The organism is Micromonospora sp. WMMD737 (genome assembly GCF_049179055.1).
Taxonomy (GTDB): Bacteria; Actinomycetota; Actinomycetes; order Mycobacteriales; family Micromonosporaceae; genus Micromonospora; species Micromonospora reichwaldensis.
In genome coordinates, this window is sequence record NZ_JBMHMH010000001.1 from 946,011 (window position 1) to 961,688 (window position 15,678).

Here is a 15,678-nt window from a genome sequence, read left to right on the forward strand (position 1 = left end):
GGGGCTTCGAGCGGCGTGACAGGGGAGGTCGGCGTGACGTCACCGGTGGGTCTGCACCGCGTTGTCGAACCGGCGGGGGTGCTGCCGCAGGCCGCGTGGCGGCTGGACGCGAGTCCGCAGATCGCGCCGAACGAGGTGCGGATCCGGGTGGATCGGTTGAACCTGGACGCGGCGAGCTTCCGGCAGCTGTGGGAGAAGCACGGCGGGGACGGCGACGCGGTCCGCGCCGAGGTGCTTGAGATCGTGTCGACGCGCGGCAAGATGCAGAACCCGGTGACGGGCTCGGGCGGGATGCTGATCGGCACCGTGGAGGAGGCGGGGCGGCGGTCCCCGCTGGGGCTGCGGGCGGGGCAGCGGGTGGCGACCCTGGTGTCGCTGACGCTGACGCCGCTGACGATCCTCGACGGGCTGGCCCGCTGGGACGGGCGCAGCGAGCAGGTGCCGTGCGACGGGTACGCGATCCTGTTCGCCCGGTCGATCGCGGCGGTGCTGCCGGCGGATCTCGATCCGCAGCTGTCCCTGGCGGTGCTGGACGTGTGCGGGGCGCCGGCGCTGACGGCGCGGGTGGTGTCGCGGTACGTGGCGGAGCGGGAGCGGGCGGAGGATCCGACGCCGGTGCGGGTGGCGGTGATCGGTGGCGCGGGCAAGAGCGGGTCGCTGTCCCTGGCCGCGGCGCGGCGGGCGGGTGCCGCTCGTACGGTCGGGGTGGTGCCGGTCGTGGCGGAGCGTGACGCGCTGGCGGCGGTGGGTCTGGCGGACGTGGTGGCGTTGGCCGACGCGCGGGATCCGGTGGGGTTGTCGTCGGCGGTGACGACGGCGTTGGGGGCGCCGGCGGACGTGACGGTGGTCTGCGTGGACGTGCCGGGGTGTGAGCACGGTGCGGTGCTGGCGACGGAGGATGGCGGCACGGTGGTGTTCTTCTCGATGGCGACGAGTTTCGCGGCGGCGGCGTTGGGGGCGGAGGGCCTGGCGGCGGACGTGACGATGCTGGTCGGGAACGGGTACGTGCCGGGGCACGCGGAGTTCGCGTTGGGTCTGTTGCGTTCGGAGTCGGGGGTGCGGGCGTTGTTCGAGGCGCGTCTGGCGGCAGACTGATGGTCATGACGAACCCCTCGACTCTGTACCGCGGCGGGACGCTGCACTGCCCGGCCGATCCGAGCGCGACGGCTCTGCTGGTCAGCGATGGCCGGATCTCCTGGTTGGGGGTGGACGCGGACGCGCCGGTCGCCGAGCGGGTGGTGGATCTGGACGGGGCGTTGGTGACGCCGGCGTTCGTGGATGCGCACGTGCACGCCACGGACACGGGGTTGGCGTTGTCGGGGCTGGATCTGTCGGGGGTGCGTTCGGCGGCGGAGTTGCTGGACGCGGTGGCGGGGTTCGCGGCGGGGTTGCCGTCGGACGCGGTGGTGCTGGGGCACGGCTGGGACGAGTCGGGTTGGCCGGTGCCGCGGTTGCCGGACGCGGCGATGGTGGACCGGGCGGCCGGGGGTCGGCGGGTCTATCTGTCGCAGGCGTCGATCCATTCGGCGTTGGTGTCGGCGGCGTTGCTGGCGGCGTGTCCGCAGGTGGTGTCGGCGGCGGGGTACGACGCGTCGGGGTGGTTGCGGCGGGATGCGCACCACGTGGTGCGGGCGGCGGCGTTCGCGTCGGTGACGCGGGCGCAGCGGGTGGCGGCGCAGCGGGCGGCGTTGGCGCACGCGGCGTCGCTGGGTATCGCGGCGGTGCACGAGTGCGGTGGCCCGGAGATCTCCGACGAGGAGGACTTCACGGGTCTGTTGGCGTTGTCGGGTGACGGTGTGGCGGAGGTGTACGGGTACTGGGGTGAGCTGATGGGGGCGGCGCGGGCCCGGGAGTTGGGTGCGGTGGGGGCGGGGGGTGATCTGTTCGCTGACGGGGCGTTGGGGTCGCGTACGGCGCACGTGTCGCGTGACTACCTGGATGGTGAGGGGGGTTGCGGGCACGGTTACCTGAGTGCGGAGCAGGTGCGTGAGCATCTGTTGGACTGTGCGGCGCACGGTGTGCAGGGTGGGTTCCACGCGATCGGTGACGCGGCGATCTCGACGGTGCTGGAGGGTTTCGCGGGGGCGGCGGAGAAGTTGGGCACGGACCGGGTGCGGGCGGGTCGGCACCGCATCGAGCACGCGGAGATCATGAACAAGCGGTTGATCGCTGGGTTCGTGGAGTACGGGATCGTGGCGAGCATGCAGCCTGCGTTCGACCGGTTGTGGGGTGGCGCGGGTCGGATGTACGAGTCGCGGCTGGGCCTGGAGCGGTCGTTGGAGTCGAATCCGATGGGTGCGATGCACGGTGTCGGGGTGGCGTTGGCGTTCGGGTCGGATTCGCCGGTGACGCCGCTGGATCCGTGGGGTTCGGTGCGGGCGGCGGTGTGGCACCACAGTCCGACGCAGCGGATGAGTGTGCGGTCGGCGTTCGCGGCGCACACCCGGGGCGGGTGGCGTGCGGTGCGGCTGGACAACGAGGGTGTGCTGGCGTTGGGGGCGCCGGCGACGTTCGCGGTGTGGTCGACGCCGGCGGGGGTGGACCGGGGGTTGCCGGTGTTGTTGGCCGGGGACCCGGAGGCGCGTGGTCCGCAGGACCCGACGCCGCTGCCGGTGTGTCGGCGCACGGTGTTGCGCGGTGACGTGATCTACGAGGAAGGGTCTTCGTGAGCGTGGGAACCATCGGTACGGCGTGCGGCGCCGTCGCGGGGCAGGGTCGGGTGACGGTGTGACGGGCAAGCTTGACCTTGATCCGCGGCTGGTGGCGCGGGCGCGGGAGTTGGCGCGTCGTGCGGGGCAGCCGGTGGTGGATCTGGCGCGTAGCCACACGACGGTGTCGGTGGAGCGTGCGGTGTTGCGGCTGGCCGGGGTGGTCGGCGCGGATCCGGACGGTATTCCGTGGGTGAACCGGCTCGTGGACGCGGTGGTCGCGGACGTGGGGTTGGGGCACGGGGTGGCGTTGCCGGTGTTCGACGCGCTCGCCCGGGAGCAGTTCGGTGACGTGACGTTGCTGGCGCAGAAGGCGGCGGCGGGGTCGGTGCGGTTCGAGGTGCCGACGGGGAAGGCGGCCACGGCGGCGCGGAAGGCGGCGCGGCGGGCGGTGGGTGCGGGGATCCGGTCGATCGACCGGCGGCGCGCGGAGCGTGACCGGCTGGTGAAGCGGTTCGGGGATCCGGCGCAGCGGCCGTGGATCTATCTGATCGTGGCGACGGGCGACATCTACGAGGACATTCCGCAGGCGCAGGCGGCGGCGCGGGCGGGTGCGGACGTGATCGCGGTGATCCGGTCGACGGGGCAGTCGTTGCTGGACTACGTGCCGGAGGGGGCGACGCGGGAGGGTTTCGCGGGCACGTACGCGACGCAGGAGAACTTCCGGTTGATGCGGGCGGCGTTGGATGAGTCGTCGAGGGAGTTGGGCCGCTACGTGCGGTTGACGAACTACGCGTCGGGTCTGTGCATGCCGGAGATGGCGACGCTCGCGGGCCTGGAGCGGCTGGACATGATGTTGAACGATTCGATGTACGGGATCCTGTTCCGCGACATCAATCCGATCCGTACGTTCGTGGACCAGCGGTTCTCGCGGCAGGTGCACGCGCGGGCGGGGATCATCATCAACACCGGTGAGGACAACTACCTGACCACTGCGGACGCGGTGGACGAGGCGCACACGGTGACGGTGTCGCAGCTGCTCAACGAGTTCTTCGCGCACGAGGCGGGGTTGGCGGACTGGCAGTTGGGCCTGGGGCACGCGTTCGAGATCAACCCGGATGTGCCGGAGTCGTTGCGGCTGGAGTTGGCGCACGCGTTGCTGGCGCGGGAGTTGTTCCCGGACGCGCCGTTGAAGTGGATGCCGCCGACGAAGCACATGACGGGTGACGTGTTCCGGGGCAATCTGCTGGACGGGTTCTTCAACCTGGTGGGCACGATGACCGGTCAGGGGATCCTGCTGGTGGGGATGATGACCGAGGCGGTGGTGACGCCGTGGTTGTCGGACCGGGACATCGCCCTGCAGAACGTGCGGTACGTGCTGGGTGCGGCCGGTGGGTTGCACGAGGACTTCGTGCCGGCGTCGGGCGGGTTCATCCAGCAGCGGGCGAACCGGGTGCTGGGTGAGGCGGTCGACCTGCTGGAGCGCATCGGTGGGCAGTCGCTGTTGACGGCGATCGCCGAGGGCACGTTCGGGATCATGAAGCGGCCGGCGGACCGGGGCAAGGGGCTGGCGGGGGTGGCCGCGCACGAGGCCGGCTACTTCAATCCGGCGACGGAGATCCTGGAGGCGCCGGTGGCGGGTGGAGAGGTGGCACGGGCGTGAGCGCCGTCGAGGCCGGCGGGGACGCCGGGAAGAAGATCGTCCGGCCGTACGGGGACACCACGGGCGACGGCATGGTGCAGGTGTCGTTCACGTTGCCGGTGCCGCACGACAAGCGGGCCGAGGGTGCGGCGGTGCAGTTGGCGAACAAGATGGGTATCGACCCGGCGATGCTGGTGCACGCCAAGCCGATGAGTGACGGGTTCACGTTCTTCGTGGTGTACGGGCGGGTGAACCATCTGGTGGACCTGTCGGCGGTGCAGGTGGTGGAGCGTGACTTCCCGCTGCTGAGCGCCAAGGAGGTCAACGCGGTGGTGAAGCGGCGGTTGCGGCGCAAGTTGTCGGTGGTGGGGGCGTGCATCGGCACGGACGCGCACACGGTCGGCATCGACGCGATCCTCAACGTCAAGGGCATTGCGGGGGAGAAGGGCCTGGAGTACTACCGGGAGTTGAAGGTCACGAACCTGGGTGCGCAGGTGAGTGTGCCGGAGTTGGTGGAGGCGGCGCGGGTGGAGCGCGCGGATGCGGTGCTGGTGTCGCAGGTGGTGACGCAGCGCGACGCGCATCTGCACAACACGCGGGAGATGTCGGCGGCGTTCCGGGAGGCGATGCCGGCGGGGCGTCGGCCGTTGCTGATCGTGGGTGGGCCGCGTTTCGACGAGTCGATGGCCGGCGAGTTGGGCGTGGACCGGATCTTCGGTCGGGGGACGACCCCGGGTGAGGTGGCGAGTTTCCTGGTGCATGCGTTGGTGACGGAGAAGAAGGCGAAGGCATGAGTGATTCCCGGGTGGGTCTGACGGTCGTGCATCGGCGGTACGTGCCGTATTCGCACGCCCACTACGCCGGCAACCTGGTCGACGGGGCGTACGCGCTGGGGTTGTTCGGGGACGTGGCCACGGAGGTGTGTATCCGCACCGACGGTGACGAGGGGCTGTTCGCGTCGTACTCGGACGTGCAGTTCCGGGCGGCGATGCGGGCGGGTGACGTGTTGGAGGTGACGGCGACGGTGACCCGGGTGGGTAGGCGTAGCCGCACCATCGACTTCGAGGCGCGGGTGGTGTGCCGGGGGCGTCCGGATCGGGGTGAGTCGGCGGCGGAGGTGCTCGACGAGCCGATCGTGGCGGTCACCGCGACCGGCACGGTGGTCGTGCCGCCGGTGGCGTGAGGTACGCGGTCTGCGCCGACGTCGGGTCCACGTACACGAAGGTGGCGGTGGTGGACCTCGACGCGGGCGCGTTGGTGGCGGGGGCGTCGGCGCCGACGACGGTGGGCACGGACGTGCTGCACGGCCTGGACGCGGCGGTGGCGGCGGCCACCGCCGGCCTGGCGGCGGGTCAGGCGCCGTGGTACGTGTGTTCGTCGGCCGGGGGCGGGTTGCGGTTGGCGGTCGTCGGCTACGAGCGGCTGGTGACCGCGCAGGCGGGCCGGCGGGTGGGTCTGTCGGCGGGCGCGAACGTGGTGCACGTGGCGGCGGGTCGGCTCGGTGCGGCGGACCTGGCGGGGTTGCGGGCGGCCCGCCCGGACGTGGTGCTGCTGGTGGGTGGCACCGACGGTGGTGACGCCGAGACGTTGACGCACAACGCGACGCGGTTGGCGAGGGCCCGTTGGCGGGTGCCGGTGGTGTTGGCCGGCAACGTCGATGTCCGCGACGACCTGCACGCCGTGCTGGCGTCGGCGGGGGTACCGGTGACGGTGGCCGACAACGTGCTGCCGCGCATCGGGGTGCTGGCGCCGGCGTCGGCGCGCGCGGCGATCCGGGAGGTGTTCCTGCGGCACGTGATCGGGGGCAAGCGGCTGTCGCGGGGGTCGCGGTTCGCGCGGCTGGTGCGGGCGGCCACCCCCGACGCGGTGTTGACGGGCGTGGAGGTGCTGGCCGACACCCTGGGTGGTGATCTGGTGGTGGTGGACGTGGGTGGCGCCACCACGGACGTGTATTCGGTGCTCACGCCGGACGAGCGGGCCACCGGGCCGGGGCGGGAGGTGGCGGGGTCGCTGTGGCGGGCCCGTACCGTCGAGGGGGACCTGGGCATGCGGTGGAGCGCGCCGGGGGTGGTGCGGGCCGCCGTCGAGGAGCGGTTGCTGACCGACGCGCAGGGCGAGGACCTGGCGGCGGGGGCGGTGGTGCGCGCGGGTGATCCGGGGTTTTTGCCGGTGGGGGACGCGGAGCGTGCGGTGGACGCCCGGATCGCGGCCCTGGCGGCGACGGTGGCGTTGCGTCGGCACGCCCGGGGGGCGGCCACGGGTGAGCGGGCCGGGCGGGACCTGCGTGACGTGCGGCTGCTGGTGGGCTCCGGTGGGGTGCTGCGGCATGCCGCGCCGGCGGATGCGGCGGGTGTGTTGGGTGCGGTGCTGGCCGACCACGCCGGTGGGTGGCCGTTGCCGCGTGCGGCGCGGCCGGTCGTCGACGTCGACTACGTGCTGGCCGCTGGTGGGTTGCTGGCCGCCGAGCATCCGGCGGCGGCGGGGGCGTTGCTGCGCCGGCACCTCGCGACGGATTGAGACTCGCCGACGCGACACGCCGTGGTGCATCACACGACAGGCCCGGGTGGGTTGACAGCGGCGGGGGTCCACGCCGTACCGTCTTTGAGTCCTACTACGGGAAGCGGCTGTTGTTCGCTTCGTCCCTTCGTCCGCTGGCCGAGCGACATGTGAGCAGTGCGTCGCGGCGGCCAGGTCCAGCGGGCGGGGGTCGGCGGGGCGGCGCGAACCGGCCGCGGTTACCGGTGTACGGGCAGGGTGAGGTGCACGGCCAGTAGACAACGGCCAGGCGGGGGCAGCCAGTCCGCGTCGGGTCGGTCCGAAGGTCGGCGCAGCTCATTCTCGCCCCACCGGCCGGGAAGGGCCTGGGAGCATCGGGGCGCGGCTTATGCCGCGCCCCGATTTGTGTCTGCGGCCCCCGGTGGGGGAGGAATCGCCCGTACGCGCCGTGAGGGGGCGTCGGGTGCGGCGCCGGGCGGGGCGGGAACCCGTGGCCGGGTAGCCTTCGGCCCGTGATCGTGGGCAACGTGCCGGCGCCGGCCGGGGACAGCAGCCAGCCGGGCGCCGTGGGGGCGGGGACGCCCGGGGTGGCGCGGCGTGCGCTGCCGCTGCGGGTGGCCGTGCCGATGGCGGTGGTCGCCGGGTTGGCGTTGCTGGCGGCGTTCCCGCCGTACGGGCTGTGGCCGCTCGCGCCGCTGGGGGTGGCGTTGCTGGCCGCGGCGACGCACGGGCGTCGGGTACGCGCCGGCGCCGGGCTGGGTTTCCTGACCGGCGTGGCGTTGTTCGCGCCGCTGCTGAGCTGGACGAACCTGCACACCGGCTACCTGCCGTGGGTGTTGCTGTCGTTGTTGCAGGCCGGCTACCTGGCGCTACTGGGCGCGGCGGGCGCGTACGTGTCGCCGCTGGTCGAGCGGGTGCGGTGGAGTTGGCCGTTGGTGACCGGCGTGTTGTGGGTGGGGCAGGAGGCGCTGCGCGACCGCACCCCGTTCGGTGGGTTCCCGTGGGGGCGCCTGGCGTTCAGCCAGGACGGCTCGCCGCTGCTGCGGCTGGCCGCGTGGGGTGGCGCGCCGCTGGTGACGTTCGCGGTGGCGCTGACGGGCGGGCTGCTGGTCGCGGCGCTGTGGCGGCCGTGGGGCGGGCGGCGGCGCTGGTGGGTGCCGGTGGCCGGGTTGGCGGCCGCGTCGGTCGCGGTGCCCGTGGTGGGGCTGCTGGTGCCGGTGTCGGGTGCGGGGGGCGGTGCCGCGGTCACGGTGGCGATCGTGCAGGGCAACGTGCCGCGGCTCGGGCTGGACTTCAACGCCCAGCGGCAGGCGGTGCTGAACAACCACGTCGACGCCACGATCGAGCTGGCCGGGCAGGTGTCCGCGGGCGTGCGGCCCCGCCCCGACCTGGTGGTGTGGCCGGAGAACTCCAGCGACATCGACCCGCTGCGTGACACCGACGCCGGGGCGCGCATCTCGCAGGCCGCCGACGCGGTCGGGGCCCCGATCCTGGTCGGTGCGGTGCTGCGCGGCCCCGGGGAGGGGCAGGTGCGCAACGCGGGGATCCTGTGGCGGCCTGGCAGCGGCCCGGACCTGGAGCAGCTGTACACGAAGCGGCACCCGGTGCCGTTCGCCGAGTACGTGCCGATGCGTGATCTCGCGCGGATGGTCAGCAAGCAGGTCGACCGGGTCCGCGCCGACTTCGTGGCGGGCAGCGAGCCGGGGGTGCTGCGGACCGGGGCGGCGGTGCTCGGCGACGTGATCTGCTTCGAGGTCGCCTACGACGAGGTGGTGCGTGACACCGTCGTCGGCGGGGCGCAGCTGCTGGTGGTGCAGACCAACAACGCCACGTTCGACGTGGCCGAGGCGCGCCAGCAGTTGGCGATGGTGCGGCTGCGGGCGGTCGAGCACGGCCGGCCGGCGTTGATGGCCTCCACGGTCGGGGTGTCCGGGTTCGTTGCCCCGGACGGGCGGGTAAGCGACGCCACCGGGTTCAACACCCGAGCGGTCGTGGTGCAGCAGCTGCGGCTGGACGACGGGCGCACCCTGGCCACCCGGGTCGGGTTGTGGCCGGAGGTGGCGTTGGCCACCCTGGCCGTGGCGGCCCTGGTGGGCGCGGGCGTGCTGCGCCGCCGGCCGCGCGTCGGGTGACACCAGCCGGTACGCCGGCGAAGGGGGAGCGACGGTGGGCGAGACGACCGGCACCCGGGCCGAGACCGGCCATCCGGGGGTGGGTCGGGTGCTCGTGGTGATCCCGACCTACAACGAGGCCGACAACGTGGCGGGGATCGTGGCGCGGGTGCGGCGCGCCGCGCCGACGGTGGACATCCTGGTCGCCGACGACGACAGTCCCGACGGCACCGGTGCGCTCGCCGACGCCCTGGCCGGCGCCGACCGCCGGGTGCACGTGCTGCACCGCGAGGGCAAGCAGGGCCTCGGTGCGGCGTACCTGGCGGGGTTCGCGTGGGCCCGCGAGCGTGGCTTCGACGCGGTGGTGGAGATGGACGCCGACGGCTCGCACGCCCCGGAGGATTTGCCCGCGTTGTTGTCCGCCGCCCGCGACGCCGACGTGGTGATCGGTTCCCGGTGGACCGCCGGGGCGCGGGTGGTGAACTGGCCGCTGCGGCGGCTGCTGTTGTCGCGCTGCGGCAACCTGTACGCGCGGCTGGTGCTGGGCATGCCGCTGTCCGACGCCACCGGCGGCTACCGGGTGTACCGGCTGGCGGCCCTGGACGAGTTCGACCTGGCGTCGGTGTGTTCGCAGGGGTACTCGTTCCAGGTGGAGTTGTCCCGGCTGGCGCACCGCTGCGGGGCGCGCATCGTGGAGGTGCCGATCACGTTCGCCGAGCGGGAGCGCGGCAGCAGCAAGATGAGCCCGTTGATCGTGGCGGAGGCGTTGTGGCGGATCACGACGTGGGGGGTGCAGGACCGGCGGCAGGCGGTGCGGCGGGGCCTGCACGGCACCCCCACCGGTCAGGTGCGGTGGCCCTGAGCGGCGGCGTGTCATGCTGGATGGGGCGCCGGCGCCCGCGCGGGGTGACCCCGCCGTAGGCGCCGCTGATGGCGAATGGGGTGAGATGCGCCGAGGACTGAGGTTTGTGCCGTTGGCCCTGTTGGTGGCGACGCTGCTGGAGCTGGTGGTGTTCGTCGTGGTGGGGCGGGCGATCGGGTTCGGCTCGGCGCTGCTGGTGGTGTTCGCGGTGTCGCTGCTGGGGCTGGTGCTGCTGCGTCGGGAGGGGATGCGCGCCTGGCGTGGCTTCAAGGCCTCCGCCCAGGCCGGTCAGCCGCCGGGCCGGCAGGTGACCGATGGTCTCGTGGGGCTGCTCGGGGCGTTGCTGCTGGCGATGCCGGGCCTGCTCAGTGGCCTGGTGGGGGTGTCGTTGCTGGTGCCGCCGGTGCGTCGGCTGGCCCGCAACGGGGTGCAGCGGGCCGCGGAGCGGCGGGTGTCGTCGATGGTCGCCGGTGACCTGTTCGGGCCGCGCCGGGTGCGGGTGCGCCGGGGCGCGCCGCAGCAGCCGCATCCGCAGCAGCAGCCGGTTGCCGAGCCCACCGTCGTCGACGGGGGCCGCGCCATCGAGGGAGAGATCGTCGAGCCCGGCCGGAGCTGACGCGGACACGACGGCGCCCCGGGAGCGGATGCTCCCGGGGCGCCGTGTCGTCGACGGTGCGGTTCAGGCGCGGCCGCGGCGGGTGCGGACCTCCTGCAGCCGCTCGGCGAGGATGTCCTCCAGCTCGGCGATGGAACGCCGCTCCAGCAGCATGTCCCAGTGGGTGCGCGGCGGCTTGGCCTTCTTCTGCTCCGGCTCGTTGCCGTCGACCAGCCGGGCCACGCTGCCGTCGAACTTGCATTCCCAGGTCGTGGGGACCTCGGCGTCGACGGCGAACGGAACCTCGAACTGGTGGCCCTTGGCGCACAGGTACTCGCGGGTCTGACGCGGCGCGAGCTCCGTGTTGCGGTCGGATTCGTAGCTGACCGCGCCCAGACGGCTGCCACGCAGCATACGCTCGCCCATGATCGACTTCCCCTCGTTCGTGGTGCTGGTCTTCTCGGTGTAACGGTCCGTTCCCGCCGGGCCATTCCCGCCCGGACGCCGGGCGAGCCTGCACAAGGGTAGCCGGCCACGCCAGCCGCCCGGCGGGGTCGCCCCGGGCCGGGTCGGGTTTCCGCTGTGCCACCGGTGATGGTAGCCGCCCCGAAGCCGCGCAGGTCGCGACGGCCGGTGACGCGCCGGCCGGCTCAGGTCGCCGGGGTCGGTGGCAGCGGCAGCGGCAGGCCCGGCAGCCCGTCGATGCTGCGGGCCACGTGGTCCTTGCCGGCGAAGTAGTCGCTCAACGACGCGTCGTCCTCCCGGGCGAAGCGCCGGGCGTGCAGGTCGCGGTCGGCGTCGTAGGACATGAACGGCACCGCGTAGCCGCAGGTGTCGCGGATCAGGTCGGCGCGCACGACGATGATCGCCCGCAGGCCGTGCGCGCTGGTGTCGATGTCCGGGAAGTGGCCCGTCAGCTCCGCCCAGCGGGGGTCGTCGCGAAACACCGGCTCGCCGCGCCCGTGCACCCGCACGATGTTCGGCGGCCCGTCGAACGCGCACCACATGAGCGTGATCCGCCCGTTCTCCCGCAGGTGCGCGATCGTCTCGGCGTTGCTGCCGGCGAAGTCCAGGTAGGCCACGGTGTGCGCGTCGACGACCGCCCACGAGCCGCGCAGCCCCTTCGGGGACAGGTTGATGGTGCCGTCGCCCGACAGCGGCGCCGTGGCGGTGAAAAACAGCGGCTGGTCCTCGATGAAGCTGCGCAGCCGGCCCTCGATGCGCTCGTATGTCTTTCCCACCCCGGCATCATGGCCCGGCGGCGGGCCGCCGCGCTGCCCCGGGGCCGGCTCGCGGGTGATCAGGGCGCGTCCGCGGCGACGTGTACGCGGTCGCTGTCGCAGAGCAACGACGCCACCGCCGCGCCCTCCTCGGTCACGGCGGCGCGTTCGGCCCGGGAGAGGTGGCGCAGCGGGGCGACGGTCACGGTGCCGGCCGCGAGGCCCCAGGTGGCGGCGACCCGGCCGTCGACCAGGACGACGCGCTCGCCGGCGACCGACAGGCCACGGTGGGCGTCGTCGACGATGCGGCTGCGGTCGTCGTAGCCGAGCAGCGCGTTGTCGAACGCCGGCAGGAACCGCACCGGCGCGGGCGTGTCGGCGTCGGGGCGCGGCGCGTCGGGCAGGTCCCACAGCCGCCGCCCGCGCTCGTCGCGCAGGACGACCAGCTCGTCGCGGATCGCGGTCACCGCCGCCGGCAGGCCGGCAAGGCCGGACCAGGCGCGCAGGTCGGCCGTCGAGGCCGGACCGAAGGCGGCCAGGTAGCGCCGCACGAGCGCCGCGCCGACCGGGTCGCCGCCCGGCGGGGCCGGCGGGTCGATCTCGCGGCCCAGCCAGGCGCAGAGCGGCACGTTGCGTACGCCCGCCGTCGTGCGCCACAGCCCGCGCGGCGGCAGCTGCACCACCGCGACGAGGGCCAGCAGCATCTCGCCCAGCGCCCTCGGTCCCGGTGCCGGCCACCGGTCGGCCAGCTCGCGCGCGAGCCCGGTCATCGAGCGGGGCTCGCCGTCGGCCAGCACCTCCCGGCCCGCCGTGGCGAGCTCGTCGAGGTCCACGCCGGCAAGTTCGCGACGGTAGACCCCGAGTACGCGCTGGCGCAGCATGCCGTCGTGGCGGGACCGCCACGCCAGCGCATCGTCGGCGGTGACGAGGTGCACGGTGCGGCGCATGAGGTGCGTCCGCACCACGCGCCGGCCGGTCAGCAGGTCCGACAGCGCCGCCGGGTCGAACCCGCGCACCCGGGACCAGAGCCCGACGAACGGCTCCTGTGGTTCCTGCGCCTGCAGGCCGCACAGGTGCGCGACGGCGTCGAGGACCGGCACGTCGGCGCGGTCGAGCAGCAGCTGCCGGGCCAGCGTGGCGCGGTTGAGCGCCCGGGCGTCGAGAACGGTCATCGGTGCACGCCTTCCCTGCGGATCGACGGGGTGCGGGGCGGGCGGGTCCCGGTCAGGTGGCCGGGACCCGCCGGGCGCTCAGGTGGCCCGCTGCCCGTCGAGGCTCTCGCGCAGGATGTCGGCGTGCCCGGCGTGCTGGGCGGTCTCGGCGATGACGTGCATCAGCACCCCACGTACGCTTTGCACCCCCGTCTCCTCGTGCCACGGCGCCGACGGCAGCGGGTGCGTCGCCGACAGGTCGGCGACGGCGGCGACGGTCTCCTCGGTGCGGGCGGCGACCTGCGCGTAGTCATCGAGGATCCCGGCCAGGGTGTCGCCGGGCAGCATCTGGAAGCCGGCCTCGTGCGCGACGAGCCACTGCGGCACCTCGCGGGCCGTGCCGGCCGTGATGTCGGCCCAGGTGACCCCTTCGGGCAGGGCGAAGGACATGGCCGAGGGGCCCTCGACCACGAAGCGCAGCCACGACCGCTCCATGGCCGCGACGTGCTTGACCAGCCCGCCCAGGCACAGCGTGCTGGCCGTCGGGCGCTGGGCGAGCTGCTCGTCGGTGAGGCCGCGGACGGTGCCGGTCAGGGCCGATCGGGCGGTCGAGAGCGCGGCGAGCAGGTCGGCCCGCTCGGGGTCGAGGGTCGTCGGGGGCGTGGCGGTGTCGGTCACGGCGTTCGGGTCCTTCGTGTCGTCGTCGGTGGGCACGTGGACCACGTTCGCAGCCGAAGCGGACAGGATGTGTCCGCTTCTGCGGGCACCATGGGGGAATGCCGAAAACTTCCGCGCGCCTGCTGGCGTTGCTGTCGCTGCTGCAGGCCCGCCGGGACTGGCCGGGAGGGCTGCTGGCCGCGCGGCTGGACGTGAGCGCGCGCACCGTACGGCGCGACGTCGAGCGGCTGCGCGAGCTCGGCTATCCCATCGCCGCCGTCAAGGGACCCGACGGTGGCTACCGCCTCGCCGCCGGTGCGCAGCTGCCGCCGCTGCTGTTCGACGACGAGCAGGCCGTGGCCCTGGCCATCGCGTTGCAGAGCGCCACCACCGCCGGCGCCGGCATCGAGGAGGCCGCGGCGCGCGCCCTGCACACGGTCCGGCAGGTCATGCCCGCCCGGCTGCGCCACCGCATCGACATCCTCCAGGTCACCGCCGTCGAGCGGTCCCCGACGCGGCCGGGCCGGCAGGTCGACAGCGGCGTGCTCATGGCGCTCGGCGCCGCCGTGCACGCCCGCGAGGTGCTGCGCTTCGACTACACCCCCGTGACCCCGCCGGAGGCCGACGGCGACGGCGGACCGCCCGCGCCGCGCCGGGTGCAGCCGCACCACCTCGTCACGTGGGGCGGACGCTGGTACCTGGTGGCGTGGGACCTCGAGCGCGGTGACTGGCGCACCTTCCGCGCCGACCGGATCAGCCCGCGTACCCCCACCGGCCCCCGGTTCACCCCACGTGAGCTGCCCGGGGGTGACGTGGCGGCCTTCGTGACCAGCCGGTTCCAGGGCTCCGGGGGCACCGGCGGCTGGCCCTGCCGCGGCGAGGTGATCCTGGACCTGCCGGCCGCCGTGGTGTCCGGGTACCTGCACGACGCGCTCGTCGAGGAACTGGGCCCGCACCGCTGCCGGCTCGTCCTGGGCTCGTGGTCGTGGGTGGGTCTGGCCGCCTCCATCGGCCGCTTCGACGTCGACATCGAGGTCGTCGGCCCGGCCGAGCTCAGGGACGCCTTCGCGCGGCTGGCCCGCCGTTACACCGCCACCGCAAACGGGTGACCGGAGATAGCTCAGCCGGCCGCGCGGGGGCCCAGGTGGGCCAGGGCGGCGGCGAGGTGGCTGACCTGCTCGGCGAGCTGGGCCGCCCGCCGCTGCGCCTCGTCGCGGTCGGTCTCGGCGGCGCGCAGCCGTACGGTCAACTCGGCGGCACGGCCCTCGGCGGCGCTCGCGGCCTCGCGCGCGGCGGCCAGGTCGGCGCGCAGCGTGTCGTGCCGGCCGGTGAGCGCGGCCAGTTCCGTGCGGGCCTGCTCGGCGGTGGCCTCGGCGCGCCGCCGGGCGGTCTCGGCGTCCCGGTGCGCGGCTTCGGCGCGTTGGCGGGCCGCGTCGGCTTCGGCGGCGGCCGTGCGGGCGGCGTCGGCCTCGGCGCGGGCCTGCCCGGCGTGCTCGCGGGCCTGCTCGGCCTCGGCGTGCAGGCGCTGCGCGCGGTCGAGGGCCTCGGTGGCGGCGCGGGTGGCCCGGTCGGCGTCGGCGCGGGCGGCGTCGCGTTCGCCGGTGAGTTCGGTGCCGCGGCGGCGTTCGGCGTCGATCTCGACGCGTAGCGCACGCAGCTCGTGGCGGGCTGTGTCGCGGTCGCGTTCGGCCTGGGTGCGCAGGGCCTCCGCGGCGCTGGCCTGCTGGCGGGCGTCGTCGCGGGCGGCCTCCGCCCGGTCGGCGCGCTCGACGGCGGCCGTGGCCCGCTCGGCGGCGCGCCGGGCCTCGTCGTGGGCGGCGTCGCGTTCGGCGGCGGCGGACCGGGCCTCCTCGCGAGCCCGGACGGCCGCCGCGGCGGCGTCCTCGGCGTCGCGGCGGGCCTCGTCGCGTTCGGTCTGGGCCGCCGCGACCTGGGTCGCCGCGTCGGCGCGGGCCTGCGCGAGCTGGCGTTCCACCCCCACCGGGGACAGCTCGGCGTGCAGGGCGTCGGCGAGGGTCTCCGCGACCTGCTCCAGCCGGTCGACCGCCTCCCAGGTGCGGGCCACCTGACCGGGCAGGCCGGGGGCGTTGCGGTGCCGCATCCGGCTGTTGCGCGAGGCCCGCTGGCAGGCGCCGTCGTTGTCGCGGCAGTAGCGGAACGGCCGGCCGGCGCCGACGCGCTGCGGCACCTGGCGTCCGCAGTGGGCGCAGGGGCGGGTCTCGGCGGGGGTGGGCTCGGCGTCCATCGAGGGCGCAGTCTACTGCCGGGCCCGGTGGCACCGAAGCGGTGCCGGTGC

General features: G+C 74.4%; 14 protein-coding genes and 1 pseudogene. 10 read left to right on the top strand and 5 right to left on the bottom strand.

What is annotated here, in order from left to right:
- Positions 1-45: 45 nt before the first annotated feature.
- The 9 genes and pseudogenes from ACN27A_RS03470 to ACN27A_RS03510 all read left to right on the top strand — a co-directional run bounded on the left by ACN27A_RS03470 (position 46) and on the right by ACN27A_RS03510 (position 10,375).
- Positions 46-1,095, top strand: a complete 1,050-nt coding sequence (locus tag ACN27A_RS03470) for a zinc-binding alcohol dehydrogenase (RefSeq protein ID WP_421458361.1) — start codon at positions 46-48, stop codon at positions 1,093-1,095.
- Positions 1,096-1,100: 5 nt separating this feature from the next.
- A complete protein-coding gene (locus tag ACN27A_RS03475) occupies positions 1,101-2,669 on the top strand; it encodes an amidohydrolase (protein ID WP_421449748.1) in 1,569 nt (522 codons plus the stop codon).
- A gap of 58 nt (positions 2,670-2,727) precedes the next feature.
- Complete coding sequence (locus ACN27A_RS03480; RefSeq protein WP_421449750.1) at positions 2,728-4,311, top strand: lysine 5,6-aminomutase subunit alpha; 1,584 nt, start codon at positions 2,728-2,730, stop codon at positions 4,309-4,311.
- Positions 4,308-5,084, top strand: a complete 777-nt coding sequence (locus tag ACN27A_RS03485; RefSeq protein WP_132237542.1) for an OAM dimerization domain-containing protein — start codon at positions 4,308-4,310, stop codon at positions 5,082-5,084. Before ACN27A_RS03480 ends, ACN27A_RS03485 begins: the two co-directional genes overlap by 4 nt.
- Entirely contained in the window at positions 5,081-5,473 is a 393-nt protein-coding gene (locus ACN27A_RS03490) for a hotdog domain-containing protein (protein ID WP_421449752.1), read from the top strand. The genes ACN27A_RS03485 and ACN27A_RS03490 overlap by 4 nt, the downstream gene beginning before the upstream one ends.
- Positions 5,470-6,807: a glutamate mutase L gene (locus tag ACN27A_RS03495; RefSeq protein ID WP_421449753.1), complete on the top strand. Its 1,338-nt coding sequence runs from the start codon at positions 5,470-5,472 to the stop codon at positions 6,805-6,807. Before ACN27A_RS03490 ends, ACN27A_RS03495 begins: the two co-directional genes overlap by 4 nt.
- A 491-nt stretch (positions 6,808-7,298) precedes the next feature.
- Positions 7,299-8,944 (top strand): annotated as a pseudogene (gene lnt, locus ACN27A_RS03500) (apolipoprotein N-acyltransferase); the annotation flags it as partial.
- Between the two features lie 8 nt (positions 8,945-8,952).
- Complete coding sequence (locus ACN27A_RS03505) at positions 8,953-9,759, top strand: polyprenol monophosphomannose synthase (RefSeq protein WP_421449755.1); 807 nt, start codon at positions 8,953-8,955, stop codon at positions 9,757-9,759.
- Between the two features lie 85 nt (positions 9,760-9,844).
- On the top strand, positions 9,845-10,375 hold the full coding sequence (locus ACN27A_RS03510; RefSeq protein WP_421449756.1) for an FxsA family protein: 531 nt from the start codon (positions 9,845-9,847) through the stop codon (positions 10,373-10,375).
- 63 nt (positions 10,376-10,438) lie between these two features.
- Here ACN27A_RS03510 and ACN27A_RS03515 read toward each other — a convergent pair whose 3' ends face one another.
- From ACN27A_RS03515 to ACN27A_RS03530, 4 genes are all read right to left on the bottom strand, one after another.
- Positions 10,439-10,780, bottom strand: a complete 342-nt coding sequence (locus ACN27A_RS03515) for an RNA polymerase-binding protein RbpA (protein ID WP_007460094.1) — start codon at positions 10,778-10,780, stop codon at positions 10,439-10,441.
- 224 nt (positions 10,781-11,004) lie between these two features.
- Entirely contained in the window at positions 11,005-11,595 is a 591-nt protein-coding gene (locus tag ACN27A_RS03520) for a pyridoxamine 5'-phosphate oxidase family protein (RefSeq protein WP_421449757.1), read from the bottom strand.
- 59 nt (positions 11,596-11,654) lie between these two features.
- Positions 11,655-12,746, bottom strand: coding sequence for a winged helix DNA-binding domain-containing protein (locus ACN27A_RS03525; protein WP_421449759.1), 1,092 nt, complete (start codon positions 12,744-12,746; stop codon positions 11,655-11,657).
- 78 nt (positions 12,747-12,824) lie between these two features.
- Positions 12,825-13,439 (bottom strand): DinB family protein, encoded by a 615-nt coding sequence (locus ACN27A_RS03530; protein WP_421449761.1) that lies wholly within the window; start codon positions 13,437-13,439, stop codon positions 12,825-12,827.
- Positions 13,440-13,501: 62 nt separating this feature from the next.
- On the opposite strand from ACN27A_RS03530, the gene ACN27A_RS03535 reads away from it, so the two are divergent.
- On the top strand, positions 13,502-14,491 hold the full coding sequence (locus tag ACN27A_RS03535; RefSeq protein ID WP_421449763.1) for a helix-turn-helix transcriptional regulator: 990 nt from the start codon (positions 13,502-13,504) through the stop codon (positions 14,489-14,491).
- 11 nt (positions 14,492-14,502) lie between these two features.
- Here the strand turns inward: ACN27A_RS03535 and ACN27A_RS03540 are convergent, their stop codons facing one another.
- The gene (locus tag ACN27A_RS03540) at positions 14,503-15,627 is read right to left on the bottom strand and encodes a hypothetical protein (protein WP_421449764.1); all 1,125 of its coding nucleotides are present in this window, start codon (positions 15,625-15,627) and stop codon (positions 14,503-14,505) included.
- Positions 15,628-15,678 lie beyond the last annotated feature (51 nt).